This window comes from Roseovarius gaetbuli, assembly GCF_900172365.1.
GTDB lineage: Bacteria > Pseudomonadota > Alphaproteobacteria > Rhodobacterales > Rhodobacteraceae > Roseovarius > Roseovarius gaetbuli.
This window is the reverse complement of record NZ_FWFJ01000001.1, coordinates 25,193-48,625: the sequence shown is the minus strand read 5'-3', so window position 1 is coordinate 48,625 and position 23,433 is coordinate 25,193. Positions and strand designations below refer to the sequence as shown.

General features: G+C 61.2%; 25 protein-coding genes. 10 read left to right on the top strand and 15 right to left on the bottom strand.

The window, feature by feature from the left end:
* Nucleotides 1-2: 2 nt before the first annotated feature.
* Nucleotides 3-341, top strand: a complete 339-nt coding sequence (locus ROG8370_RS00235) for a TfoX/Sxy family DNA transformation protein (protein ID WP_085825084.1) — start codon at nucleotides 3-5, stop codon at nucleotides 339-341.
* Here ROG8370_RS00235 and ROG8370_RS00230 read toward each other — a convergent pair.
* The 3 genes from ROG8370_RS00230 to ROG8370_RS00220 are packed head-to-tail and all read right to left on the bottom strand — an operon-like array spanning nucleotide 338 to nucleotide 3,353.
* Entirely contained in the window at nucleotides 338-1,483 is a 1,146-nt protein-coding gene (locus tag ROG8370_RS00230) for a trans-sulfuration enzyme family protein (protein ID WP_085825083.1), read from the bottom strand. The genes ROG8370_RS00235 and ROG8370_RS00230 overlap by 4 nt on opposite strands.
* Nucleotides 1,480-2,232 carry a maleate cis-trans isomerase family protein gene (locus ROG8370_RS00225; RefSeq protein WP_085825082.1) on the bottom strand — a complete coding sequence of 251 codons (753 nt, stop codon included), beginning with the start codon at nucleotides 2,230-2,232 and terminating at the stop codon, nucleotides 1,480-1,482. Before ROG8370_RS00225 ends, ROG8370_RS00230 begins: the two co-directional genes overlap by 4 nt.
* Nucleotides 2,232-3,353 carry an anhydro-N-acetylmuramic acid kinase gene (locus tag ROG8370_RS00220; RefSeq protein ID WP_085825081.1) on the bottom strand — a complete coding sequence of 374 codons (1,122 nt, stop codon included), beginning with the start codon at nucleotides 3,351-3,353 and terminating at the stop codon, nucleotides 2,232-2,234. Before ROG8370_RS00220 ends, ROG8370_RS00225 begins: the two co-directional genes overlap by 1 nt.
* 63 nt (nucleotides 3,354-3,416) lie before the next feature.
* Here ROG8370_RS00220 and tyrS point away from each other — a divergent pair, with 63 nt between their 5' ends.
* Nucleotides 3,417-4,673: a tyrosine--tRNA ligase gene (gene tyrS / locus ROG8370_RS00215; protein WP_085825080.1), complete on the top strand. Its 1,257-nt coding sequence runs from the start codon at nucleotides 3,417-3,419 to the stop codon at nucleotides 4,671-4,673.
* Nucleotides 4,674-4,688: 15 nt separating this feature from the next.
* Here tyrS and aroB read toward each other — a convergent pair whose 3' ends face one another.
* Both aroB and ROG8370_RS00205 read right to left on the bottom strand, forming a co-directional pair.
* Complete coding sequence (gene aroB, locus ROG8370_RS00210) at nucleotides 4,689-5,807, bottom strand: 3-dehydroquinate synthase (protein WP_085825079.1); 1,119 nt, start codon at nucleotides 5,805-5,807, stop codon at nucleotides 4,689-4,691.
* Nucleotides 5,804-6,313: a shikimate kinase gene (locus ROG8370_RS00205; RefSeq protein WP_245827132.1), complete on the bottom strand. Its 510-nt coding sequence runs from the start codon at nucleotides 6,311-6,313 to the stop codon at nucleotides 5,804-5,806. Before ROG8370_RS00205 ends, aroB begins: the two co-directional genes overlap by 4 nt.
* A 163-nt stretch (nucleotides 6,314-6,476) precedes the next feature.
* Between ROG8370_RS00205 and ROG8370_RS20440 the strand changes: the two genes are divergently transcribed.
* Genes ROG8370_RS20440 through ROG8370_RS00195 form a run of 3 tightly spaced genes read left to right on the top strand, consistent with a single transcriptional unit; the run spans nucleotide 6,477 to nucleotide 9,113 of the window.
* The gene (locus ROG8370_RS20440; RefSeq protein WP_170925146.1) at nucleotides 6,477-6,626 is read left to right on the top strand and encodes a hypothetical protein; all 150 of its coding nucleotides are present in this window, start codon (nucleotides 6,477-6,479) and stop codon (nucleotides 6,624-6,626) included.
* A complete protein-coding gene (locus tag ROG8370_RS00200; RefSeq protein WP_085825077.1) occupies nucleotides 6,613-8,145 on the top strand; it encodes a hypothetical protein in 1,533 nt (510 codons plus the stop codon). The genes ROG8370_RS20440 and ROG8370_RS00200 overlap by 14 nt, the downstream gene beginning before the upstream one ends.
* Nucleotides 8,142-9,113, top strand: a complete 972-nt coding sequence (locus tag ROG8370_RS00195; protein ID WP_085825076.1) for a tyrosine recombinase — start codon at nucleotides 8,142-8,144, stop codon at nucleotides 9,111-9,113. Before ROG8370_RS00200 ends, ROG8370_RS00195 begins: the two co-directional genes overlap by 4 nt.
* Here the strand turns inward: ROG8370_RS00195 and ROG8370_RS00190 are convergent.
* Nucleotides 9,050-9,868, bottom strand: a complete 819-nt coding sequence (locus tag ROG8370_RS00190; protein ID WP_085825075.1) for a metallophosphoesterase family protein — start codon at nucleotides 9,866-9,868, stop codon at nucleotides 9,050-9,052. The two genes, ROG8370_RS00195 and ROG8370_RS00190, sit on opposite strands and share 64 nt — an antisense overlap.
* Nucleotides 9,869-9,938: 70 nt before the next feature.
* On the opposite strand from ROG8370_RS00190, the gene ROG8370_RS00185 reads away from it, so the two are divergent.
* Complete coding sequence (locus ROG8370_RS00185) at nucleotides 9,939-11,246, top strand: HlyC/CorC family transporter (RefSeq protein ID WP_085825074.1); 1,308 nt, start codon at nucleotides 9,939-9,941, stop codon at nucleotides 11,244-11,246.
* Nucleotides 11,247-11,263: 17 nt separating this feature from the next.
* Here the strand turns inward: ROG8370_RS00185 and ROG8370_RS00180 are convergent, their stop codons facing one another.
* Nucleotides 11,264-12,352, bottom strand: coding sequence for an ABC transporter ATP-binding protein (locus tag ROG8370_RS00180; protein WP_085825073.1), 1,089 nt, complete (start codon nucleotides 12,350-12,352; stop codon nucleotides 11,264-11,266).
* A 161-nt stretch (nucleotides 12,353-12,513) separates the two neighbouring features.
* On the opposite strand from ROG8370_RS00180, the gene ROG8370_RS00175 reads away from it, so the two are divergent.
* Nucleotides 12,514-13,008, top strand: coding sequence for a DUF2059 domain-containing protein (locus tag ROG8370_RS00175; RefSeq protein WP_085825072.1), 495 nt, complete (start codon nucleotides 12,514-12,516; stop codon nucleotides 13,006-13,008).
* Here ROG8370_RS00175 and lpxB read toward each other — a convergent pair.
* From lpxB to ROG8370_RS00135, 8 genes are all read right to left on the bottom strand, one after another.
* Entirely contained in the window at nucleotides 13,001-14,158 is a 1,158-nt protein-coding gene (lpxB, locus tag ROG8370_RS00170; RefSeq protein WP_085825071.1) for a lipid-A-disaccharide synthase, read from the bottom strand. The genes ROG8370_RS00175 and lpxB overlap by 8 nt on opposite strands.
* A complete protein-coding gene (locus ROG8370_RS00165) occupies nucleotides 14,158-14,964 on the bottom strand; it encodes an LpxI family protein (RefSeq protein ID WP_085825070.1) in 807 nt (268 codons plus the stop codon). Before ROG8370_RS00165 ends, lpxB begins: the two co-directional genes overlap by 1 nt.
* A 4-nt stretch (nucleotides 14,965-14,968) precedes the next feature.
* On the bottom strand, nucleotides 14,969-15,763 hold the full coding sequence (gene lpxA / locus ROG8370_RS00160) for an acyl-ACP--UDP-N-acetylglucosamine O-acyltransferase (protein ID WP_085825258.1): 795 nt from the start codon (nucleotides 15,761-15,763) through the stop codon (nucleotides 14,969-14,971).
* 5 nt (nucleotides 15,764-15,768) lie between these two features.
* Nucleotides 15,769-16,233: a 3-hydroxyacyl-ACP dehydratase FabZ gene (gene fabZ, locus ROG8370_RS00155; RefSeq protein WP_085825069.1), complete on the bottom strand. Its 465-nt coding sequence runs from the start codon at nucleotides 16,231-16,233 to the stop codon at nucleotides 15,769-15,771.
* A gap of 67 nt (nucleotides 16,234-16,300) precedes the next feature.
* Nucleotides 16,301-16,894: an OmpH/Skp family outer membrane protein gene (locus tag ROG8370_RS00150; protein ID WP_085825068.1), complete on the bottom strand. Its 594-nt coding sequence runs from the start codon at nucleotides 16,892-16,894 to the stop codon at nucleotides 16,301-16,303.
* A gap of 2 nt (nucleotides 16,895-16,896) precedes the next feature.
* Nucleotides 16,897-19,224 carry an outer membrane protein assembly factor BamA gene (gene bamA, locus ROG8370_RS00145; protein ID WP_085825067.1) on the bottom strand — a complete coding sequence of 776 codons (2,328 nt, stop codon included), beginning with the start codon at nucleotides 19,222-19,224 and terminating at the stop codon, nucleotides 16,897-16,899.
* A 106-nt stretch (nucleotides 19,225-19,330) separates the two neighbouring features.
* Nucleotides 19,331-19,456: a hypothetical protein gene (locus ROG8370_RS21215; protein WP_281252679.1), complete on the bottom strand. Its 126-nt coding sequence runs from the start codon at nucleotides 19,454-19,456 to the stop codon at nucleotides 19,331-19,333.
* 134 nt (nucleotides 19,457-19,590) lie between these two features.
* Nucleotides 19,591-20,742, bottom strand: a complete 1,152-nt coding sequence (locus ROG8370_RS00135; RefSeq protein ID WP_085825065.1) for a pyridoxal phosphate-dependent aminotransferase — start codon at nucleotides 20,740-20,742, stop codon at nucleotides 19,591-19,593.
* A 63-nt stretch (nucleotides 20,743-20,805) separates the two neighbouring features.
* Between ROG8370_RS00135 and ROG8370_RS00130 the strand changes: the two genes are divergently transcribed.
* Genes ROG8370_RS00130 through ROG8370_RS00120 form a run of 3 tightly spaced genes read left to right on the top strand, consistent with a single transcriptional unit; the run spans nucleotide 20,806 to nucleotide 23,429 of the window.
* Nucleotides 20,806-22,131: a M48 family metalloprotease gene (locus ROG8370_RS00130; RefSeq protein ID WP_085825064.1), complete on the top strand. Its 1,326-nt coding sequence runs from the start codon at nucleotides 20,806-20,808 to the stop codon at nucleotides 22,129-22,131.
* A 12-nt stretch (nucleotides 22,132-22,143) separates the two neighbouring features.
* On the top strand, nucleotides 22,144-22,893 hold the full coding sequence (locus ROG8370_RS00125; RefSeq protein WP_085825063.1) for a DsbA family protein: 750 nt from the start codon (nucleotides 22,144-22,146) through the stop codon (nucleotides 22,891-22,893).
* Between the two features lie 2 nt (nucleotides 22,894-22,895).
* Nucleotides 22,896-23,429: a thioredoxin domain-containing protein gene (locus tag ROG8370_RS00120; RefSeq protein WP_245827126.1), complete on the top strand. Its 534-nt coding sequence runs from the start codon at nucleotides 22,896-22,898 to the stop codon at nucleotides 23,427-23,429.
* The last annotated feature ends 4 nt before the right edge of the window (nucleotides 23,430-23,433 follow it).

Genomic DNA, 23,433 nt, shown 5'->3' with positions numbered 1-23,433 from the left:
CGATGGCGGTGCCGGTCTCATCCATCCGCAACCTTGGGCCCGCCACCGATGCGGTCTATGCGGGTGCCGGAATAACCAGCGCTGAACAGCTGCGTGATCTGGGGCCGGATGCGGCCTATGAACGGCTTTTGCAAAGCGGGGCGCGGCCGCATTTCATTGCTTATTACGCCATGGTGATGGGCCTTCAGGGGCGGCCATGGAACGACTGTCAGGGCGGTGAGAAAACCGCCCTGCGCGCGCGCTTTGATGCCATCAAGGCGCGGGTGGCCGCCAGCGGCCAAACCCCAGAAAGCGCCATCGAGGCGATCCTGAACCAGATCGGCACCGGCGCGCGCCGTTAGTGCACGTCAAGCGCCTGCGCAAGATCGGCAATAAGATCGCCCGCATCCTCGATCCCGACCGACAGGCGCAACAGGGTTTCGGGAATTCCGGTATGCGGCTCGATGGTGTGGCGATGCTCGACAAGGCTTTCGACCCCGCCAAGCGATGTGGCGCGGTGAAACAGCCGCAAGCGCCCGACAACGTCGAGCGCACGCGCGCGATCACCCTTGATCAGCACCGACAAAAGCGAACCATAGCCGCCAGACATCTGGCGGCTGGCAATCGCATGACCGGCGTTGCTTGGCAAGCCGGGGTATAGCACCGCCTCGACCAAGGCGTGACCTTCGAGAAACTCTGCCACGGCCAAGGCATTGGCGCACATCCGCTCCACCCGAAGCGGCAGCGTGCGCACCCCGCGCAGCAAAAGCCAGGCCTCGAACGGGCCGATGATCGCGCCGGCGTCGTGGCGATCCATCGCAATCGCCTGCCAGATCGAGGAGGCCACATCGCGACAGGACAGAACCCCGGCAAGAACATCCGTATGGCCGTTGATGGCCTTGCTTGCCGAATGCATCACGATGTCAGCCCCAAGATCAAGCGGCCGCGTCAGGATCGGCGTGGCGGCGGTGGCATCCACCACTAGGATCGCCCCCGCCTTATGGGCAACCCCGGCGGCGGCGGCGATATCGACCACCTTGAGCCAGGGATTGGACGGTGTTTCGACCCACACCAGATCGGCAGAAGAGCGGCAGGCCGCCGCCAGGGCGGTCGCGTCGGCGGCGTCGACCTCTTCAAGGATGATGCCGCGGCGCGCGCAGAAATCGCGCACCCATTTGATCGTGCCCCAGTAAATCCCGCTTTGAAGGATCACCCGTGCCCCGCTGGGAAGGGCACGAAACACCGCCGCAACCGCCGCCATGCCGGTGGGAAACAAAAGCGTCGCCGCCGCGCCCTCCAGCTGACGCAGCACCTCTTCGGCCTGGCGCACGGTATCGTTTTCATCGCGGCCATATTTGTTGTCGGCGCGCATCAGTTCGTAATCAGGGTCACGCAGGTAGGTGGTGCTCAGGTGAATGCCCGGCACCACGCCGGCGGTCTCGCCATCGGTCGCCCCGGCGGCCTGTGCGGCAATGGTGGCGGGTTTGAGTGGGTCGTTCGTCATTGGCCTCGCACCTCCGTCTTAAGGTCAAACAAGCGCCCCGGCCCCCAGCCGCGCGCCTCCGCCCCGCTCTGGCGCAGCATATCCCAGATCAGCGCCAGGTTCGAGCTTATCACCGGCACACCAAGCCGGGCTTCGACCGCCTCTATGATGCCAAAGGTTCGCAGGTTGGTGCAACTGGCAAAGACCGCCTCGACGCCCTCAACCTGTGCGGCCGCCAGCATCGCCGCCTCGGTCGAAGCCTCGGTGATGCGCGCCACGGTCCAGTCTTCTTTCTGGCCAAAGCTGACCTCGCTCACCACCTCTATGCCGGCCTCGGCAAGAGCGGCGCGCATCGGGCCGCTGACCTCGGTCACATAGGGGGTGACCATGGCAATCCGGGTCACGCCAAGCGCGCCAAGCGCGGCAATCACCGCTGCAAGCGGATTGGTCACCGCCGCGTCGGGGTGCGCCTCGCCGACAAGCCGGGCAACCCTGTCGCTTCCGATGATGGTGGAGCCCGAGGTACAGGCATAGGCCACCGCGCTTAACCCTTTGGGCAGCAACGCCGCCGTGCGGGTCATTTCGGGGGCCATCAGGAGCAGGTCTTCGGGCGTCACATGGGCGTTGGCCGGGATACGAGAATGAAGCAGGTTCACATCGCGGGTGCCAATCACCGACCGGGCCTCGTATTCCAGTGTCTCATCAGTGCTCAGCAGGATAAGCCCGAGCCGCAAGCCCGCGCCGGCGCCGTTGTCCAATGCATAGTCCATCACCCTGCCCCTCGTGCCGTTGTGGTTTTGTCCGGTCTGCTGATCGTGCCGCCCGATACCGCCGCGCGCACGCCTGTGGTGCTTGCGCATGATGTCGGCAATCCGCGCGCGACGCGCACGGCAAGATGGGCAAAGGCCTGTGCCTCGAGCATGTCACCGTCAAGGCCAACCGCCTCGACCGGATCGACCGGGCAATCAAGCGCGGCGCGCAGCATGTCCATCATCACCGGATTATGCCGCCCGCCGCCCGTCACAAGCAGGCGCGTCGGCGGGCTTGGGCAATGCTCCATCCCGCGCAGAACGGCGGCGGCACTCATGCCGGTCAGCGTCGCGACGGCATCGCCGTCGCCAAGCTCGCCCACAAGCCCGATCATGTCGGCAAAGGTATCGCGATCCAGCGACTTGGGTGGCATGCGCAGGAAATAGGGCTCGTCAAGAAACAGCTCAAGCGCGCCCTGAACAACCCTGCCCCGCCGCGCGAGCGCACCGTCGCGATCAAACGGCTCATTGCGCCGCGCCATCATCAGATCGTTGATCGGCGCATTCGCAGGCCCGGTGTCAAACGCCAAAAGCGCACCATCCGTTTCGGGGCGGGCATGGCTTGGGTCAACCCAGGTCAGGTTGCCAACCCCGCCGAGGTTGAGAAAGGCAATTGGCGCCGTGGCCCCGATCCACTTGGCACAGGCAAAGTGAAAGAACGGCGCCAGCGGCGCGCCTTCACCGCCAAGCTGTACATCGGCACTTCGGAAATCCCAGACCACCGGCAGGTTCAGCCCCCGCGCCAAGGCCTCGCCATCGCCAAGCTGATGGGTGCCGCGACCCTGCGGATCATGCGCAAGCGTCTGACCGTGAAAGCCGACAATGCCGGCCCCCTCAAAACGCCCGAGCACCTCAAGATGCGCCGCCTCGACAAGACCCGCGGCGGCGTCAAGATCATCGCCCGGCCATTTGCCAAGCGCCGCCGCCAGAACCGCCTGTTCTTGCGGTGAATAAGGCCGATAGGCGGTCGGGCCAAAACCATGAATGACCTCGCCATCGGTCTCGATCATGGCCGCATCCACCCCATCCAGCGAGGTGCCCGACATCGCCCCGAGGGCCCAAAGGCGATCTGCGCTCAACATGGCCTTTTCCTTCGCTCATTGTGTCCCTATACATGCCGCGCAAACCAAGCCGGGACAAGCGATATGACCTACCACCCCAAATCAGACTTCATGGCAACGATGATGGCGCGCGGCTTTCTGGCCGATTGCACCGATTATCAGGGCTTGGATGATGCGCTTAGCGCCGGTGTGGTGCCCGCCTATATCGGCTTTGACGCGACCGCGACCTCGCTTCATGTGGGCAGCCTTATCCAGATCATGATGCTGCGGTGGCTGCAGAAAACCGGGCACAAGCCGATCACCCTGATGGGTGGGGGTACAACCAAGGTGGGCGACCCGAGCTTTCGCGCCGATGAGCGCCCGCTTTTGACCGATGAACAGATCAACGCGAATATCGCCGGCATTCAAAAGGTCTTTGCCGCCTATGTCGATTACAACGACAGCCCGACCGGCGCGCTCATGCTCAACAATGCCGAATGGCTTGATGATCTGAAATACCTCGATTTCCTGCGCGATATCGGGCGTCATTTCAGCGTCAACCGCATGCTGAGCTTTGAGAGCGTGAAATCCCGGCTTGATCGCGAACAATCGCTGTCATTCCTTGAATTCAACTACATGATCCTGCAAGCCTATGATTTTCTTGAACTTAACCGGCGCTATGGCTGTTTGTTCCAGATGGGTGGCTCGGATCAATGGGGCAATATCGTCAACGGTATCGACCTGACGCGCCGCGTGCTGGATCATCAGATTTTCGGCCTGACCTCGCCGCTTTTGACCACTTCGGACGGCAAGAAGATGGGCAAGAGCCAGGATGGGGCCGTGTGGCTGAATGCCGATATGTGCGCGCCCTATGAATTCTGGCAATTCTGGCGCAACACCACCGATGCCGATACCGGCCGGTTCCTCAAGCTATACACCGAACTGCCGGTCGAGGAATGCGACCGCCTTGGCGCGCTTGCGGGCGCCGAGATCAACGAGGCCAAGGTGATCCTTGCCAATGAGGTGACGACCCTCTTGCACGGTGCCGAGGCCGCCGCCGCCGCCTATGCCACCGCGCGCGAGGTGTTTGAAAAGGGCGGTGTCGGGGATGATTTGCCGACCGTGACGCTTGAAATGGCGGATTTTGACGATGCCGGCATTTCAATCGTGCAGCTTTTGGTCAAGGCCGGCCTTGTGAAATCGGGCAAAGAGGCCAAGCGCCTGATGGCTGAGAATGGCGCGCGGATTGATGATCAACCGCTGACCGATGCCGGGCTCATGATCGCGCCCTCTGCGTTGAGCAGCCCAATCAAGTTAAGCGCGGGCAAAAAGCGCCACGCCCTGATCCGGCTCGCCGAGTAAAGCGGCGGCGGGCCTTTAGGTCTGGCGCGTGCGCAGGGCGTCGTTCAACACGCTGCGCACAAGATCCGGATCGACATCCGAGGTGATGAACGCCTCGCCGATGCCACGCGCCAAGATAAAGCGCAGCTTGCCGTCGACCACCTTCTTATCCTGCGCCATGAGCGCGATAAGCCCATCTGCATTCGGCAATTCTCCTTTTATATCAGAGAGATCGACCTTGGTCTTCATGTCGCGCAGATGGGCACGCACGCGGCTTGGGTCTTCCTGGCTGCACAGGCCCATGCGCGCCGACAGCTCGAACGCCAGAGCACAGCCGATGGCGACCCCTTCACCGTGTAGAAGGCGATCCGAATACCCCGTCGCCGCCTCAAGCGCGTGACAAAAGGTATGCCCCAGATTCAACAGAGCGCGATCGCCCTGCTCGGTTTCGTCGCGCATCACGATCTCGGCTTTCATCTGAACCGAGCGTTTGACCGCGTAGATGCGGGCGGCCATATCACCGGCTGCGGCCTTTGAAGCATTGCCTTCAAGCCATTGAAAAAATTCGCTATCCCCCAACATGCCGTATTTGACGACTTCACCGTAACCAGCCAAAAAATCGCGGGGCGTCAGTGTGCCAAGCACTTCGGTGTCGGCTAAAACAAGGCTTGGCTGATGAAAGGCGCCGATCAGGTTCTTGCCTTGCGGGGCGTTGATCCCGGTCTTGCCACCAACCGAGCTGTCGACCTGCGCCAAAAGGCTTGTCGGGACCTGCACAAAGCGCACGCCGCGCCGCAAAATCGCCGCGGCAAAGCCGACCAGGTCGCCGATCACTCCGCCGCCAAAGGCGACAACCACGTCGTTGCGCTCGACCTTTTGGTCAAGCAGCCACTCAACAGCCCGCTCGAGGTAGGGCCAGGATTTGGTGCCCTCACCGGGCGGAAGGCAAAGCGCCTCTGAAGAGATTCCGTTCTTTTCCAGTCCCTTACGCAGCGTTTCCAAATGAAGCCGCGCGACGGTTTCGTCACTGATGATCACCACACGCGGACGCCGCAACAGCGGCGCAATCAGCGCCCCTGCCTGATCCAAAAGGCCGGGGCCGATGTGAATGTCATAGGCGCGCCCCTCAAGGTCCACATGTACGATCTCGGTCATTCTGCACTCTCCAAAACGTCGCTGCGGTCGGCCAGGGCCTCTTGCACCTGCTCGGCCATTGCATCGATGGAATATTCGGCGCGCGCTTGCACGTTCAGATCGGCCATCGCATAGGTCGGCACGCGGGCGTCATAAAGATCCTTGAGCGTCTGATATGGATTAGAAGTGCGCAGCAAGGGCCTGGTATTCTTTCCTTTTACCCGCGACCACAAGATATCCATATCGGCATTAAGCCAGACCGAAACCCCCTTCTGCGAGATCAGCGCGCGATTGCGCTCAGACATGAAAGCACCGCCGCCCGTGGACAAAATCCCACGGTGGCTGTCCAACAGCCGATCAATCACCTCGGTCTCGCGGTCGCGAAAGAAAGCCTCGCCATCGCGTTGAAATATCTCGGCAATTGTCATGTTGGCGGCTTTTTCGATCTCGGCGTCCGAATCGAGAAACGGCACGCCAAGGCGCGCTGCAAGGGCCTTGCCCACAGCGGTCTTGCCTGCGCCCATCATCCCCACAAGGACAACGGTTTTCTTCAATTTCCAACGCCTCTCAGCCGCCACCCTTCGGCGCTCCTCTGCCAAAACTTCAGGTTTTTCACTGAATGACGTGATCTTAGGCAAAAGGCCAGTTATAAGTTGGGAAAAAGAATACCCAAAGCAGGCAGAGGGACTCATGGTAAGACTGATCAAGTGGCTGTTTTATTTGGCCATTCTGGGTTTTATCGCCCTGGTGACCTATTCCTATATCGGCCCGTTTTTCGGCGCGGATTTTTCTCCGCCGCAAATCGAGATTCGGCAGGAAATCATTCTTGAAACGAATTAGCGCGACACTTCTGGCCGGACTCTGGGGGGTGGCCTGTGCCGCGCAGCAACCGCTTTCGGCGATTGACTGGCTGGATGAGGCGAGCACGGCGGCCATCACAACCCCGCGCCTGGCCCCGCAGCTAGAGGCCCCGGTGACCGAAGGGGTTGAGACGCCAAGGGTTGCAGTAACGGCCCTTGATGCGCCGCACGCGGATGCCGTGGGGCTTTTGCCAAGCCGCACCACCGGCCTGCCCAAGACGCTCTGGCAGGGCAGCACAACCCGCGAAATCCTGCGTCTCTTCGATCATCTTTCTCCGGAACCTTTGCCCGCCATACAAGCGCTGCATTACACGCTTTTGCTGGCCGAGGCCGATGCGCCGGGCGATACGCAGGCGGATGCACAGTTTCTTTTGGCCCGCATCAAGGCGCTGCGGCGCGCGGGCGCGATCGAGCCGGCGCTTGCCCTGATCGAACGCGCCGGCCCCGCCACGAAACCCCTTTTTGATCAATGGCTTGATCTTGCCCTTCTCACCGGACAGGAGGACACGCCCTGCACGGACCTGAGCCGCCAGCCGCGGCTGAGCACAGAGTTAGAGGCGCGGATTTTCTGCACCGCGCGAAGCGGTGATTGGCAAACCGCCGCCCTGATCTTTGACAGCGCAGACACCCTTGGGGCGTTGAGCGATACCAACAGCACCCTGCTTGCCCTGTTTCTTGATCCCGAGCTGATCGACGACACCGCGCCGCCACCCGTTCCCAAATCCCTTACCCCGCTTCAGTTTCGTCTTTTCGAGGCAATCGGAACGCCGCTTCCCACCCATAACCTTGCGCGCGCCTTTGCCATGGCCGATCTGCGCGGCACCTCGGGCTGGAAGGCCGAAGTCGAGGCGGCAGAGCGGCTTGCGCGCACCGGCGCCCTGCCGGCGGCGAGGCTTTTGGGGCTTTATACGGATCGCAAACCGGCCGCCTCTGGTGGGGTCTGGGATCGGATCAAGGCCATTCAAACGCTGGACAAGGCCCTGAATCGTGCAGATCCTGACGCTGTTGCGCGCGCTTTGCCGGGGGCATGGTCCGCCGCGCAATCGCAACGCCTTGAGGTGGCCTTTGCCGAGCTTTTTGCCGATCGCTTGGCAGCGGTGACGCTGCCCGATGACATCACCTCGCTGGCCTTTGATATCGCCCTCTTGTCCGAGAGCTATGAAAGCGCCGCGCAGGCCTTCGCCCCAAAAACCGGGCGGCAACGGTTCCTGACCGGGCTCGCGACGGGCGCCCCGGCCATGCAAGACGCCAGCACGACGCTTGAACAGGCGATTGCAACCGGCTTTGCCCAATCTCAGGCCGCGCCCGCCTATCGCTCCCTGTTGGATCGCGGCCAATTGGGCGAGGCAATCTTGATGGCTACCACCAGGCTTGACCGCGCCTCGGCCAGTGGGCGCGACGGCGTTGGCGACGCAATTGCCACCCTGCGCGCCGTCGGGTTAGAGGACACGGCCCGACGTGCAGCCCTGCAGATGCTGCTGCTGAGCGCCCAGAGATGAGCAACGACCGCGGCTGGATTTCGCTTTTCCTTGAGGCGCAGGCCGCCGAACTTGGCGCGGCAAACAACACGCTTCTGGCCTATGAGCGCGACCTGCGGGACTTTCATAAATGGATTGTTCATCAAGGCCTTAGCCTAAGCTCTTCAAGTCAAACGGATATTGAGTCTTACCTTGTGCATTGCGATGAGCAAGGCCTTGCCCGCGCCACCCGCGCGCGCCGCCTGTCCGCGATTCGCCAGCTTTACCGCTTTGCCTTTGACGAACGCCTGCGCGCCGATAATCCTGCCATTCGCATCAAGGGTCCGGGCAAGGCGCAACGTCTGCCCAAAACCCTAAGCGAAGACGAGGTCGGCGACCTGCTTGACGCCTCGCTTGATCACGGTCGAAGCCCCGCCGATCAGGCCCGCAACGCCTGTCTGATGGCGCTGCTTTATGCGACGGGCATGCGCGTGAGCGAACTTGTGTCGCTGCCTGTCGCCGCCGCGCGCGGCAATCCGGCGCTGCTCTTGATCAAGGGCAAGGGAGGCAAGGAACGCATGGTGCCGCTGTCGCCGCCCGCCAGAGATGCGCTTGCCAATTGGCTTGTGCTGCGCGATCAGGACGAAGAGCTTGCCCGCAGCAAAGGCCTCCCTGCATCGCCCTATCTCTTTGCCTCGAACGGCGCCTCAGGGCACCTGACACGCCACCGATTCTATATGCTGATCAAAGAGTTGTCCGTCAAAGCTGGTGTGTCTCCGGCCAAGGTGACACCGCATACCCTGCGCCATGCCTTTGCCACGCATCTTTTGGCCAACGGCGCCGATCTACGCGCAATTCAGACGCTTTTGGGCCATGCCGATGTGGCCACGACCGAGATTTACACCCATGTGCTTGAGGCGCGGCTTCAATCCTTGGTGCAGGACCATCACCCCTTGGTGACGGCGGCGCGGCGCAAGGCCGGTGGCAACACCTCTTCCGAGGGCCAATAGCCGGACGTAAGCGCCGCGTCATAGCCTTGGGTGAGGCCCGCCGCCTGCATCGCGTCCCTGGCCGCCTGATGATCATAGACCAGATCGTGAAACACCACACCCGAGCTATCAAGAATGGCGAACCCCGTCTCAGGGCGCCCGTCATTTGTCGGCATGCCGATAGCCCCGGCGTTCACCCATGTCACGTCGCCAATCTCACACTGAAACGGAATCCCGGAATGACCGCCGATCACGAGGTCGATATTGCCCACAAGGGATTGTATTAAATTGATTTCCTCCTGAAATTCGGCCTCGGGCGACACCGACCACAAGAACCGGCTGATGTCGCTGATACCGCCATGCACCACGGCACAGTGTCGGCCTGCGTGCTGAAAGGTGATCATATCCGGCAGGCCCGCCATCCAAGCCCGGTCCGCCCCACCAATCGCACGATCCGCATGCGCGTACCACGCCCCGGACAGAACATCGCACTGGCTGTCTTTTCCGAAGCCACAGCCGCAATGCATCGCATTATTCGCCAGCTGCTTTTCACAGTTTCCGGCCACCACCGGGCACCCGAGCCTGCGGATTTCCAAAACTGTTTCAGAGGCTTGCGCGCAATATGCCACCAGATCGCCGGTGCAAATCATCCGCTCTGGCGCAATACCAAGCTCCCGCGCCTGCCCGATCAAGGCCCGCAAGGCCGACAGGTTGGAGTAAGGCCCGCCAAAAAGCAGCACCGGCCCGCTCAGCACCCCCAAATCCAGCAATTCCATTCCGCATCATCCCTTGATTGACGCGCCTCGGCACCCCATAACCGCTATGACTAAAAGGACATCTGCCCAAATGGAAGCCACTACACCAATTCTTGATTTCGCGTTCTGGATAACGAGCGGGGCGATTTTGACCTTGCTGGTCCTGTCCGCCTTCTTTTCGGGAAGCGAAACCGCGCTGACGGCGGCCTCGCGCGGCAAGCTGCGCGCGCAGGCGGAAAAGGGATCGGCCGGCGCCGAGTGCGCTCTGAACATCACCGAGGATAACGAGCGGCTGATCGGGTCGGTCCTGTTGGGCAACAACCTTGTGAATATTCTCGCCACATCGCTTGCCACCGCGCTGTTCACGCGGATGTTCGGCGAAAGCGGCGTGGCGCTTGCCACCCTGGTGATGACCCTTTTGGTTCTGGTCTTTGCCGAGGTGCTTCCCAAGACCTATGCGATCACCAACGCCGAGGCGGCAGCCGCGCGAACTGCGCCTATTATCGTCATGGTTATAAAGGTTTTTTCGCCAATCGTCTCGGCCGTTCGTCTGTTCGTGCGTATGGTTCTTGGCCTTTTCGGGGTTCAGACCGACCCCGACAGCCATATCCTAGCGGTGCGCGACGAAATTGCCGGCGCGCTTTATCTTGGTCAATCCGAGGGCGTGGTCGAAAAAGAAGATCGTGACCGGATTCTGGGCGCGCTGGATCTTGGGGAACGCGCCGTAGAAGAGATCATGTTGCACCGCTCCGGCATCGAGATGATTGATGTTGATGCCGACCCCGACGCCATTCTCAATCAATGTCTGGAAAGCAATCACACGCGCCTTCCGCTCTATCGTGACGACCCGGACAATATCATCGGCGTGGTCCACGCCAAGGACCTGCTGCGCGCAATGCACAAGCTGGTCACCGGATCAACATCAAGCGCCAAGGCCTTGAGTAAGTTCGATATTACCAGCGTCGCGCGCAAACCCTATTTTGTGCCGGAAACCACGACGCTCGACGATCAGATGCGTCAGTTTCTGCGCATGAGAAGCCATTTCGCAATTGTGGTCGACGAATACGGAAGCCTTCAGGGCCTCATCACGCTTGAGGATATCCTTGAGGAAATCGTCGGCGAGATCACCGATGAATTCGATCCCGATGCCGAACATGCCATTCGCAAGAGCGACGACAATCAGTTCCTTGTTGAGGGCGCCATGACGATCCGCGATCTTAATCGCGCCACCGATTGGAACCTTCCGGATGAGGCGGCCAATACCGTGGCCGGCCTTGTCATCCACGAGGCGCAGATGATTCCCAAGGTCGATCAGGTCTTCATCTTTCACGGCTTCCGGTTTCAGGTGATCGCGCGCAAGGACAACCGCATTACCAAGCTCAAGGTCAGCAAGATCTAAATGCTGTTGAAGGCGCGTTAATCTTTCTTGACCGGAAAGACGAAACAGCGATCGCGCCGCAGCATAAGCCAGAGCGGCTTGCCCGGCTTTGGCAGGAACACATTCGGCACCGTCGCCCGCAGGATCGAGCCGTCATGATCCATGCGAAACTCCACAAGGCTTTCCGACCCGATGAAGCGCGCCCGCACCACCACGCCGCGCGCAGGCGTGCCATCCTGGGGCGTGGGGTTGGGGCCCCGGCCGCCGCGATCAAAGTCGATCTTGATATGCTGGGGGCGAATGACGATTTCGACCTCTTGCCCATCAGGCACACCGGGCGCCAGGAAATGACCAAAGGGTGTTTCGGTCAAAGCGCCACGCACGGTGCCGCGTATCACGTTGATATCGCTAAAGAAGGCAACCGCGCTTCGATCCACCGGGGCGTTATAGATGTTATAGGGCGCCCCCTGTTGCACGATCCGCCCATCCCGCATGAGCGCGATTTCATCGGCCATGCGCATCGCCTCTTCCGGCTCGTGGGTAACGAGCAGCACCGCCGTATCTTCTTCGCGCAGGATATCCAGCGTTTCATCGCGGATGCCGTCGCGCAGACGGTTATCCAGCCCGGAAAACGGCTCGTCCATGAGCATGATGCGCGGGCGCGGCGCGAGGGCACGGGCAAGCGCAACGCGCTGTTGCTCGCCACCAGAAAGCTCGTGTGGATAGGACTCAAGATAGCGCCCCATGCCGACCCGGTTAAGCAATTCCTTAACCCGTGACGCCATCGCAGCCTTATCCCCACTTAGGCCAAAGGCCACGTTCTGGGCGACGCTCAGATGCGGAAACAGGGCGAAATCCTGAAACATAAGGCCGATATGGCGCCGCTCGGGGGGCACGCGAAACACCGTGTCACAGATCAGCGCACCATCGACCCAGATCTCACCCGAATCCTGCATTTCAACGCCGGCGATCATCCGCAAAGTCGTTGACTTGCCACAGCCCGACGGCCCAAGCAGACAGGTCACCTGCCCCGGCATCACCCGGAGCGAGACATCCTTGACCACGGTGCGGCCCTCGTAGCGGCGCACCAGATGCTTGATTTCTAACCGGGGATCTTGCGTCTGCACCGAGGCCTCATCTCTATCCGATCAAATCTATCGGGTTTTGTTTAACGCCAGATAACAACCCTGCGTCGGCTTCGCAAGGCATCACGCAACGGTGGTGGATTGACAGCGCCCGGCCAAGGTGATGTCATGACTGCGATTTATGACCTTGGAGTTGAATTAAAATGCGTTTTCTTATCGGGGCCGCCACAGCCCTTTGCCTTGCCCTTCCCGCCTATGCCGATACCGCCACCGACAATCGCGATGCCCGCGTGGCCATCGCCAAGGACTACGTCGAGGCGACCATGAAAGACATGGACATCCAGGATTTCATCCGCCAGCTCTGGTTTCCGATGATCGAGCAAATGGCCAAAAACCGCCAGCCGATGTCGCCCGAACAGATCAGCCAGATCGAAAAGCTGTTTTCCGACGAGCTGACCGGGCCACTGACAGAAGTCATGCTACAGCAGGACGAGGTCATGGCCGATCTTATGTCGCTCGAAGAACTGACCGCGCTACGCGGTTTCTACATGTCAGAGCATGGCCGCGCGGTGATGGAAAAGATGCCGCAGCTGGCGCAGATCCAACAGCCGATGATCTCGGCCGTGTTGCAAAAGGCGATGCCGGTGATGATGCCCAAGATCGAGGCGATCACCGTGACGGACGATGCGGTCAAGTAAAACCGCGCTTCAAAACGGCCCGGGCCGCCCTTAGGCCCGGCGCCTCGCCGCCCATCCCAAGCCGCTCAAGCGTGGTTTCCATCGCCGCCATCTGCGCGCCGGGATCCTCCATCAGTTTGAGCAATTCGGGCGCGATCAGCTCTGCGCGACAGGCCTTGCCGATGAATTCCGGCACGGCGCGGGTTTCACTCACCAGGTTGACCAGAGTGAGCGTATCCACCTTGAGCATGCGCCAGATCAGCGTGCGGCTAAGCCAATTCATGTCATAGGCAATCACCATCGGCGTGCGCGCCGCCGCCAGCTCAAGCGAGACCGTGCCCGAGGCCGCAAGCGCCCAATCGGCCGCGTGAAAGGCACAGGCCTTTTGCGCTGTGAACTCCGCCGGGGTTTGCCCGTCTTCCGGGGCCAAAACCAGCGGCACGATCGTCCAGTCGGCAACCATCTCGCGCACCAAAGCGGCCAGATGCCGCGAGGTTGGCAGGACAAGGCGGGTGTCGGGGCGCTCATGCGCCAGCCGGGCAATCACCTCGCCAAAGATCGGGGTCAGGCGGGTCACCTCGCCGCGGCGCGATCCGGGCAGCACCATCAAGAGCGGCGCATCGGTCAGGCCGTGGCGGGCGCGAAACGCGGCCACGTCCTGCGCGCTCGGGCGCGGCTCGGCCACCACCGGATGGCCGACAAAATCACATTCCATCCCGGCGGCGGTCATGAAGGGCGGCTCGAACGGCAAGAGCGCAAGCACATGGTCGATCACCCGCGCCATCTTGGCCGCGCGCCCTGCCCGCCAGGCCCAGACCGAGGGGGCCACGTAATGCACCGTGCGGATCGCGCTTGCGGCCTTGACCTTACGCGCAACGCGCAGGCAGAAATCGGGGCTATCGATGGTGATCAGGATATCGGGAGCAAAGCCAAGCGCGGCCTCGACGGTCTGATTCAGGCGCCGTTTCAGCGCCGGGTATTTCGGTAAAACCTCGGCAAGGCCCATCACGCTTAGCTCGTCCATCGGGAACAGGCTTTGCAGGCCCTCGGCCTCCATCAAGGGGCCACCGACGCCGGAAAACTCGACCTCTGTCAGGGATTTCAGCCCAGCCATAAGAGCCGCCCCAAGCTTATCGCCAGAGGCCTCGCCCGCAATCACGAACACCCGCATCAGACCGTCCGGGCCGCGAGGAAAAGCCCGGCTTGGGCAAGGGCGGCGAGGGTCTTTTCACGCTCAAGGATCATCACGCGCCCCGGCTCTATCATCAGACCGGCAAGGCCCGCCGCCGCTACACCGGCGATGGTGCCGGGGCCGATGGCGGGCATGTCAACGCGCAAATCCTGTCCGCGCTTGGCAGCTTTGACAAAGACCCCCGGTGCCTTGGGGCGAAACGCCGGATCGGTCGCGGCGACAAACCCCAACAGGGCATCGGTGCCCTGTAGGGTTTCGATCCCCAAACATTGCCCGCCTGCCACGACACAGCCCTGCCCGATATCAAGCGGCGACAGGGCGGCAAGGATATCGGCGGCCCGGACGGCATCCGCCTCGGCAAGGTCATCGGGCACGGGACCGACGCAAAACCCCTCACTGACGGTGAGATCGGGCAAAAGCTCGTGCGCGCCAAGAACACTGAACCCCTGTTCCTCGAAGACCGCGATAACCGTGGTCAAAAGAGCATCATCCCCGCCCTGCATCCCCGCCATAAGGCGCGGCACGAGGGCCATGGTCACCGCATCGAAGGCCGCCGGGTCAAGCGCCGGGCGCGGCAGATTACCGGCCAGAACCAGCCGCGTGACGCCCGCGCCGTGCAGGGCCTCGAACAGGGTGCCGAACTTTTCGAACTGGTGCTCTTGCGCCCCCGCCCCAAGGCTATGGGGCACCCCGGAAAAGCAGACCTGCAAGGCATCGGGATTGGCCTTGGCAAGCGCAACAGGCAAGGCCCCGCCACAGGCCAGAATGGCAAGCCGCCCGGTCATCGCCTTACCCCTGCCCTGGTGTCAGGTAAGAGCGGTCGCTGTGACCGGTCACGAAATTGACGATTTGGCTGACATAAACGCTTTCGGTTTCTTCGCCCAAACGGCGGGCCCGGTCCTGAAATGCGCCCTCGCCCTGTGCCAGCATCTGAAACGCCGCCCGCAGCGAGGTGATATCCGAGCGCGACACACCGCGCCGCTTGAGACCCACAAGGTTAAGCCCGTCAAGAACGCCGCGCGGGGCCTGCACGAGGCCATAGGGAATGACATCGTTGGTCACCATGGTCACCGCGCCGATGATCGCGCCCTGACCAATGCGGACAAACTGATGAATGCCCGACAGCCCGCCGATGATCACGTCATCCTCTAGGATACAATGCCCGGCAAGGGCGGCGCTATTGACCACGATCACCCGGTTGCCGATCTGAACGTCATGCGCGACGTGACAGCCGGCCATGTACAACCCGTCATCCCCGACCCGCGTAATGCCGCCGCCGCCTTCGGTGCCGGTGTTCATGGTCACATGCTCGCGGATGCGGTTGCGCGCGCCGATAATCAGCTGCGTGCTTTCGCCCTTGAACTTGAGATCCTGCGGCACCTCGCCGATGCAGGAGAACGGAAAGATCACCGTCTCGTCACCCACCACCGTCCGCCCGGCCACAACGACGTGCGACTTGAGCGTGACCCGGTCGCCAAGGCGTACCTCCGGGCCGATATGACAGAACGGGCCAATCTCACAGCCCGCGCCGATAACGGCGCCCTGCTCGATAAAGGCGGTGGGATGGATCACGGTATCGGTCATCTCGTTCACTCTTTCGGAAGGTCCATCATCGCGGTGAATTCGGCCTCGGCCGCCATTTCGCCTTCGACCTCTGCCACGCCGCTGAATTTCCAGACCTTGCCACCGGGCTTGCCGCGCATCGTCTGAAGCTTCATTTCAAGCACGTCGCCCGGAACAACCATGCGGCGGAACTTGCAATTATCAATCGCCATGAAATAGACCAGCATGTTGCGGTCTTCCATGCCAAGCGCGGTGCCCACCATGACGGCGGCGGTCTGTGCCATTGCCTCGATGATCGTGACGCCCGGCATGATCGGCTTACCCGGAAAATGCCCCTGGAAATGCGGCTCGTTCATGGTGACATTCTTGATCCCGCGCGCGCTTTGAAAGCCTTCGATATCGACCACCTTGTCCACAAGAAGGAACGGATAGCGATGCGGAATAAGCCGCTGGATCAGGTGGATATCTGCGGATTTCAGCGGCTCGGTCATGGATCGTCCTTTTTTGCGTCGATGTGGTCGCTTCCCTAGCAACTGGGAAGAATGGGGGCAAGACGGCCTAATCGCCTGCGGGCTTGGGCGGCATCACCCCGTTGCGGGTCGGGCCGTTCTGCGGACCCTCTCCAATCTGCGCGTTGACCCGCTCGATGGCAAGGTCGGTGATGTCCGCCACGCCAGAGCGCAGCAAAACCGCGCGCACATCCATGATCACTACGCCGCCCGAATCCGAGAGGATATCGACCAGAACCGGCTCGATCATGCGCATGAACTGAACCGGGGCAATTTCGCGCTGTCGCTCAAGGTCGCGCGACATGCGCTCGCTATCCTGGCGCAACTGCTGGACCTTGCGATCAAAGGTATCGGCAAGATCGCGGAATTCTGCCGCAGAGAGCTTGGGGCGGCGCTCGGTCAGCGATTTTTCTTCACGTTCAAGCTCGGCTTCGACCGAACGATTATGCGCAACCAGCCGGTCACGCTCGCTCTGGATGGAGGCCAAAAGGCGTTGACCATAGAGCGTTCCATTCATCAAACGCTCTGGATCAAGGACAAGGATATCGCTTTGCACAACGCCGGTCGGCTGGGCCGCGACAGGCACGCCACCACCAACCGGCAACGCGAGCAGGAGCCCCGCAAGGGCAAGGCTCCGCCACATGATCAGAATTCCGTTTTGACCGTCAGGTCAAAGGTCTGTTCGAAATCGCCCGGCTCACTCTTGAGAGCATTGGAAAAGTTCATCCGCAGCGGGCCGAAGGGCGACGACCAGAAGACCGATACACCGATCACGTGGCGATCACTAAACCCGGTCGAGGAAACCGGACCCGTCGCATTGCGCGTGTTGATGCCCCAGATCGAACCGATGTCGTAAAACGCGCCGCCGGTGATGCCATATTCATCCGGCAGACCAAGAGGGAATTCCGCTTCAAACTTCAGAGCCGCATAATAATCGCCACCCAAAACTTCGTTGCCCTCGACCGGCCCCATGCCGTTGGGCTCAAACCCGCGGATGATCTGGTTGTTGAAGCGGTTGAGGAAGCGGCTGCTCTGACCGTTTGAGAATTCGATCGCGCCCCCCTCAAGGATAGCCCGGAGCGTGACATCTTCGTTCATGATCGTGGTCTGGCCGACAAGCCGCGCCGTGGTCTTGATAAAGTCGTTGTCGCCGCCAAGCCCGGCAAACTCCTGGCCAAAGGACAACAGAACCCCGGCCGACGGGTTAAGGCCCGTGCGCCGCGTGTCATATGAGAATTCGTACCCGACGGCGCTTGTCCACAGATCGCGCTGATTGACCTCGGATTGCAATATCCCGGACACGCCGTTGTAGTTCGACATATCCTCATAGGCGGCGTTGTAGAACACGCCAAGACGTCCGTTTTCGCTCACCGGGAAGGTCAGGCTTGGGCGCAGCTGGCCGATTGTGGTGTCAAACAGACTATTGTCGTCGCTGGTTTCCTGAAGGGCAAAATCAAGGCCAAAGGCCACATCGCGCCCAAGGAAGGCTGGCTCGACAAAGCTAATGTTATAGTTGATGGTATCGGCACTTGCCGCAATCTGTGCGGACAGCGCCTGACCACGGCCAATAAAGTTACGCTCACTAAAGCCAAGCTGAATGCCAAGGCCGTTGTTGGTCGAAAAGCTTGCGCCAACCGACACGCTGCCGGTGGTGGTTTCCTCGACATCGGTCTCGATCACAACCTGATCCGGGCGCGAGCCTTCGCGCGCATTCACCGTCACATCCGAGAAAAAGCGCAGCGCGCGAATGCGGTCTGCGGCCTGACGGATGGCGCGCGGGTTGAAGGGGTCGCCCTCCACCGGGTCAAACTGGCGTCGGATCACGCGATCAAGTGTGGTGGTATTGCCCTCGATATCAATCCGCTCGACAAAAATGCGCGGCCCACGCGACAGGACAAACTCGACGTCAAGCGTCAAATCGCGGTCATTGCGGGTGATGCGCGGCTCTACGCGCATGAAATCAACGCCATTCTTGATTGCCAGACGTTCCATGCGGGCGATGGAATTTTCCACCAGTGTCGGCGAATAGACCACACCGGGGCGCACCTTGAGCGTGTCATGATAAGGCTCGGCCTCGACGCCGTTCATCTCGCTGACGGTGGTGATTTCGCCAAAGCGGAACTGCTGACCTTCCTGAACGTTGAAGCTCACGAAATAGGCGTCACGCTCGCGTGCCAGCTCGGCATTGGTGCCGGTAACCCGGAAATCGACATAGCCGCGCGAATTGTAAAAGTCGGTCAGCACCTGTTTGTCGAACTGCAGACGATCCTCGACGAAGGTGTCGCGCTCGATCAAGGCGCGCAAAAGGCCGGTTTGCTTGCTCTCGATCACACGGCGCAGGCGGCGGTCCGAATAGGCCCGGTTTCCGACAAAGCCGATCCGCTGAACCTCGATCTTGCCGCCCTCGAAAATCTCGAAGACAAGATCGACACGGTTGTCGCTGCGACGGATGACTTTCGGGGTGACGCGGGCCGAAACGCGGCCATTCTGGGCATAGGCCTCGGCCAGGGTCGCGGCATCGCGCTCGGCCTGGGTTGGGCTGTAAACCTGGCGCACGCGGCTTTTGATGAACCCTTCAAGGTCTTCATCCTTGAGCTTTCTGTTGCCCTCGAATGCAATGCGGTTGACCGTGGGATATTCGGTCACGCGGATCACAAGGCGATTGCCCTGCGGCTCCACTTCGACCCGTTCAAAAAGGCCGCTGGCCAGAATTTTCTGATAGGCATCGTTGAGTTCGCCCGCCGAGACGGTCTCATTGCGTGCGATCCCGGCATAGGACAGAATCGTCGAGGGTTCGATGCGCTGATTGCCCTCAACCGCGACTGAAGAAAACCGATACGATTGCGCCTCGGCCTGTCCCGTGCCTGCCATCACTGCAAACACAAGCAGGACCGCACAAATCGCGCCCTTCACGGGCTTGAACAAGGAAAAAAGCTTAAGGCGTGCCGCGCGGTCAACTTCATAGTGATTCATTGCTTAAACCCAGTCAGACTTCCCATTTAGGGAAGTCACTACCCCGTCTGTCTGGGCTTGTCAAAACGCGAGTTGGCCCCGCGCGCGGTATGACCGCAGGTGTGACTTAGAGGCTGCCCATGAAACCGGCGCATACGAAAGCAAGCGCAAGCGTCGTCACGTAAAGCAGCAGATCGAAATTGACGTTCACCAGAACACTCAGCCCGCGATAGCCTTCTTTAAACGTTTGCATGGCTTGGTCCACCTTCGGTTGGTTATCATTCCTTAAGATTTTGCCTTTTGAATATGGCGGTTTGCCGAGGGAAACATGGCGAAACCATGGCATTTCCAACTTTCATCATTCCATAAATACTCAAATCCGGCATTTCACCGCTGGCCACGCTCGGCCATGAAGCGCGCGAGCCGACCAAGCCCCTCCTTGATATCCGCCGTCGAACGGGCATAGGAAAACCGGATCGTGCCGCCCCCGCGCAGCGGATCGAAATCAAGTCCCGGCGTCACCGCAACCCCGGCCTTTTCAAGTATTTCGGCAGCAAAGGCGCGGCTGTCATGGGTCAGGTGGCCAACATCGGCATAGACGTAAAATGCCCCATCGGGCGGCGCGATCCGATCAAACCCGGCCTTGGGCAATCCCTCAAGCATCAGCGCGCGATTGGCCCGATAAACCGCCATATTCGCCTCAAGCTCCGCGCCACAGTCCATCGCCGCAAGCGCGGCCACCTGGCTGGCATGCGGCGGACAGATGAACAGGTTCTGCGCCAGCCGTTCGATCACGCGCACATGATCCTCGGGCACCACCATCCAGCCAACGCGCCAGCCGGTCATGCTGAAATACTTTGAAAACGAATTGATCACATAACACTCGTCAGTGATCTCAAGCGCGCTGACCGCCTTGGCCTCATATTCGATACCGTGATAAATCTCGTCGCTGATAAAGCGCGCGCCCTGCGCGCCCGCCGCCCCGATAAGATCGGACATCGCCCCGCGATCCAGCATCGTGCCGGTGGGATTCGCCGGGCTCGCCACCAAAAGACCGCTCAGCTCCTGCCCGCCAAGATCGCCCGCAACCGGTTGCAGGCGGTTTTCCGCCGCGGTCTCGATCTCGACCGGCACAAGATCAAGCGCACGCAGGATCTGGCGGTAGCTCGGATAGCCGGGGCTGCCGATTCCCACCCGGTCACCCGCATCAAACAGCGCCGTGAATGCAAGGATGAACGCGCCAGACGAGCCCGGTGTCACGATCACCCGCTCGGGCGAAAGGTCAACGTCATACCACTCTCCATAAAGTCGCGCGATGCGCGCCCTGAGCTCCGGCAGGCCAAGCGCCACCGTATATCCCATGGCGTCTTCATCCATCGCGCGGGCAAGCGCGCGGCGCGCCCCTTCGGGCGCGGCGGTGCCCGGCTGGCCGACTTCCATATGGATGATATGGCGACCGCCTGCCTCGGCGCGCCGCGCCGCCTCCATGACATCCATCACGATGAAGGCATCGACCTGGGACCGGGTTGAGTTCCGCATCGCTTTACTCCTAGACTGTGCGTGTTTGATCCCTCGTTTCACTGGGAAAGGCCCGTGCCGTCAATGCAACTTCTCCGATTTCTTCTGATTTCCCTGATCCTGACGCTTGGTATCGCCGCGCCTGCGCGCGCCATTACCCTGTTGCGCGACCCCGATATCGAATATGCCCTGCGCGAGTTGGCAACCCCGATCCTGCGCGCCGCCGGGCTAAGCGCGAACCGGGTGGATATCCTGGTGATTGATGATCCGAACCTGAATGCCTTCGTGGTCGATGCAGACAGCATGTTCATTCATTCCGGGCTGATCCTGCGGATGAAGACCCCGGCAATGCTGCAATCGGTGATCGCCCATGAGGCCGCCCATATTGCCAATGGCCACCTGATGCGCCGCCCCATCAACGCCCGCAATGCGCGCACCGCCGCCGGTCTTGGGGTTGCGCTGGCCATCGCCGCGGGCGCCGCTGCCGGAAACGGTGAATTCGCCGCCGGTGCCGCCGCCGGCCTTCAGGGCGCCGCCATGCGCAGCTTTTTCTCGCATACCCGCGCCGAGGAAAACGCCGCCGACCAGAGCGGCATGCGTTTCATGAAGGGTGCCGACGTCGATCTTAACGGCTCCGTCGAGGTCATGGACATCTTTCGCGGCCAAGAGGCGCTCTCCGTCACGCGACAGGATGCCTATGCGCGCACCCACCCCCTGTCGCGCGATCGCTATCGCCTGGTGCGCCAACTTGCCGGCGCACAGGGTGCCGCCCCCGCGCCTGACCCTCAGGCGACATATTGGTTTGCCCGCGCCAAGGGCAAGCTTTCGGCCTTTCAGCGCTCGCCGAAATGGACCCTGACACGCGCCGGCGAAAGCGGCTTTCAGGATGTCAAACTGATGCGTCAGGCGGTGGCCTATCACCGTCAGGCCGATCTGCGCCGCGCCTTGGCCGCCATCGACGGCGCGGTGGCGCTGCGCCCCAAAGACCCCTACCTGCATGAACTGCGCGGGCAGATCCTGATGGAAAGCCGCCAGATCAAGCCCGCCGTCGCCGCCTATGCCCGCGCCACCAACCTTGCCCCGAACAACCCGCTTATTCTTGGGTCCTACGGGCGCGCGTTACTGGCCGATGGTCAGCTCGCCAAGGCGCAGCAGTTCCTTGATAAATCCCGCGCCCGCGATGGCCGTGATGCGCGCGTGATGCGCGATCTGGCGGTGACCTATGCCAAGCAAGGCAACAACGGCATGGCCTCGGTTTTGACCGCGGAACGTTATGCCATGGTCGGGCGGCTCAAAGATGCTAAGATACACGCCAAACGCGCAACAGACCTTTTGCCGCGCGGGTCAGCGGCTTGGCAACGGGCACAGGATGTGCTCTCTGCCGCGCAAGACGCTGAAAAACGGAGATAAGTGAGAATGCCCATGATACGCCCCCTTCTGAGTGCCGCAGGTCTTTGCCTGTCTCTGAGCCTGCCCGCGCAGGCGCTTGATCTTGAATCGATGTCCGATGGCGACCGTGCCCTGCTGCGCGATGAAATCCGCGCCTATATCCTCGACAACCCCGAGATCATCATGGAGGCCGTCGCCGTTCTCGAACAGCGCCAAAGCCAGCAACAAAGCCAGGCCGGTATCGACCTGGTCAAGGTGAATGCCGACGCCCTGTTCAGCGATCCCGCCTCTTGGGTTGGCGGCAATCCCGAGGGCGACATCACCCTGGTCGAATTCATGGATTACCGCTGTAGTTATTGCCGACGCGCCCATGACGAGGTCGCGGGGCTTTTGGAGAAAGATGGCAATATCCGCTTTATTGTCAAAGAGTTCCCGATCTTGGGCGACGAGTCCGTTCTCGCCTCGCGCTTTGCCATCGCCACGCTTCAGGTGGCGGGCGATGATGCCTATAAATCGGTGCATGACGCGCTGATGACCTATACCGGCGCGATGAACGACACCGGCTTCGGCCGCCTCGCCGACACGCTCGGGCTTGATGCCAACAAGATCATTTCCAAGATGAACAGCGACGCCGTCGACAAGGTGATCGCCGACAATCACGCCCTGGGTCAGCGCCTCGCCATCAGCGGCACACCCTCGTTTGTGATGGGGGATCAGATGTTGCGCGGCTACCTTCCGCAAGATGCCATGCAAGAGATCGCCAACGAGATCCGCGCGAATTAACCATGTACAGCCTGAAACCTCCAGCAGCCCTTTTTCTGGGGCTGCTGTTTCCTTTTACGGCTCTGGCCGATGCGCCAATTCGGCAATCACGCTCTTTGCTTGGCGAAGCGATCCGCGACACCCTGATTGAGAACCCCGATTTTCTGACACCTGTGATGGCGCGCACCAGTGGCCTGAACCAACCCGCCGCCCTCAACCTCTACGCCGATGACATGGCCGCCGATCTCAGCGCCCTCGCCCGCGCCGCGCAGAGGCTGTATGACGCGGCTCTGCCCGGTTTTGGCCCAAGCCAGGCAAAGCAGAAAATCGCGCTTTTCACCCGCAAGGACTGTGTCGAATGCGCCGAGGCCGAGGCAGGGCTTCGCACCCTGAGCGAAACCCATGACCTGCGCGTGACCCTGCTTGATATGGACAGCCACGCCGATCTGGCACGCGATCTCGGGCTTGACCTTGCCCCGTCTTATGTCTTTGGCGAGATGATGCTGCGCGGGGCCATGCCCTTGATCGTACTGGAACGTTACCTGAGCCGCGACTAGGCTT

What these genes read in the sequence shown, in the direction of transcription:
- ROG8370_RS00120 (WP_245827126.1), top strand. Translation starts at nt 22,896, where the DNA reads ATGTACAGCCTGAAACCTCCAGCAGCCCTTTTTCTGGGGCTGCTGTTT.
- ROG8370_RS00190 (WP_085825075.1), bottom strand. Translation starts at nt 9,868, where the DNA reads ATGGAATTGCTGGATTTGGGGGTGCTGAGCGGGCCGGTGCTGCTTTTT.
- fabZ (WP_085825069.1), bottom strand. Translation starts at nt 16,233, where the DNA reads ATGACCGAGCCGCTGAAATCCGCAGATATCCACCTGATCCAGCGGCTT.
- ROG8370_RS00175 (WP_085825072.1), top strand. Translation starts at nt 12,514, where the DNA reads ATGCGTTTTCTTATCGGGGCCGCCACAGCCCTTTGCCTTGCCCTTCCC.
- ROG8370_RS00225 (WP_085825082.1), bottom strand. Translation starts at nt 2,232, where the DNA reads ATGGACTATGCATTGGACAACGGCGCCGGCGCGGGCTTGCGGCTCGGG.
- ROG8370_RS00165 (WP_085825070.1), bottom strand. Translation starts at nt 14,964, where the DNA reads ATGACCGGGCGGCTTGCCATTCTGGCCTGTGGCGGGGCCTTGCCTGTT.
- ROG8370_RS00220 (WP_085825081.1), bottom strand. Translation starts at nt 3,353, where the DNA reads ATGTTGAGCGCAGATCGCCTTTGGGCCCTCGGGGCGATGTCGGGCACC.
- aroB (WP_085825079.1), bottom strand. Translation starts at nt 5,807, where the DNA reads ATGACCGAGATCGTACATGTGGACCTTGAGGGGCGCGCCTATGACATT.
- ROG8370_RS00205 (WP_245827132.1), bottom strand. Translation starts at nt 6,313, where the DNA reads ATGATGGGCGCAGGCAAGACCGCTGTGGGCAAGGCCCTTGCAGCGCGC.
- ROG8370_RS00235 (WP_085825084.1), top strand. Translation starts at nt 3, where the DNA reads ATGGCGGTGCCGGTCTCATCCATCCGCAACCTTGGGCCCGCCACCGAT.
- ROG8370_RS00125 (WP_085825063.1), top strand. Translation starts at nt 22,144, where the DNA reads ATGATACGCCCCCTTCTGAGTGCCGCAGGTCTTTGCCTGTCTCTGAGC.
- ROG8370_RS00185 (WP_085825074.1), top strand. Translation starts at nt 9,939, where the DNA reads ATGGAAGCCACTACACCAATTCTTGATTTCGCGTTCTGGATAACGAGC.
- ROG8370_RS20440 (WP_170925146.1), top strand. Translation starts at nt 6,477, where the DNA reads ATGGTAAGACTGATCAAGTGGCTGTTTTATTTGGCCATTCTGGGTTTT.
- ROG8370_RS00135 (WP_085825065.1), bottom strand. Translation starts at nt 20,742, where the DNA reads ATGCGGAACTCAACCCGGTCCCAGGTCGATGCCTTCATCGTGATGGAT.
- tyrS (WP_085825080.1), top strand. Translation starts at nt 3,417, where the DNA reads ATGACCTACCACCCCAAATCAGACTTCATGGCAACGATGATGGCGCGC.
- lpxA (WP_085825258.1), bottom strand. Translation starts at nt 15,763, where the DNA reads ATGACCGATACCGTGATCCATCCCACCGCCTTTATCGAGCAGGGCGCC.
- lpxB (WP_085825071.1), bottom strand. Translation starts at nt 14,158, where the DNA reads ATGCGGGTGTTCGTGATTGCGGGCGAGGCCTCTGGCGATAAGCTTGGG.
- ROG8370_RS00150 (WP_085825068.1), bottom strand. Translation starts at nt 16,894, where the DNA reads ATGTGGCGGAGCCTTGCCCTTGCGGGGCTCCTGCTCGCGTTGCCGGTT.
- ROG8370_RS00195 (WP_085825076.1), top strand. Translation starts at nt 8,142, where the DNA reads ATGAGCAACGACCGCGGCTGGATTTCGCTTTTCCTTGAGGCGCAGGCC.
- ROG8370_RS00230 (WP_085825083.1), bottom strand. Translation starts at nt 1,483, where the DNA reads ATGACGAACGACCCACTCAAACCCGCCACCATTGCCGCACAGGCCGCC.
- bamA (WP_085825067.1), bottom strand. Translation starts at nt 19,224, where the DNA reads ATGAATCACTATGAAGTTGACCGCGCGGCACGCCTTAAGCTTTTTTCC.
- ROG8370_RS00130 (WP_085825064.1), top strand. Translation starts at nt 20,806, where the DNA reads ATGCAACTTCTCCGATTTCTTCTGATTTCCCTGATCCTGACGCTTGGT.
- ROG8370_RS21215 (WP_281252679.1), bottom strand. Translation starts at nt 19,456, where the DNA reads ATGCAAACGTTTAAAGAAGGCTATCGCGGGCTGAGTGTTCTGGTGAAC.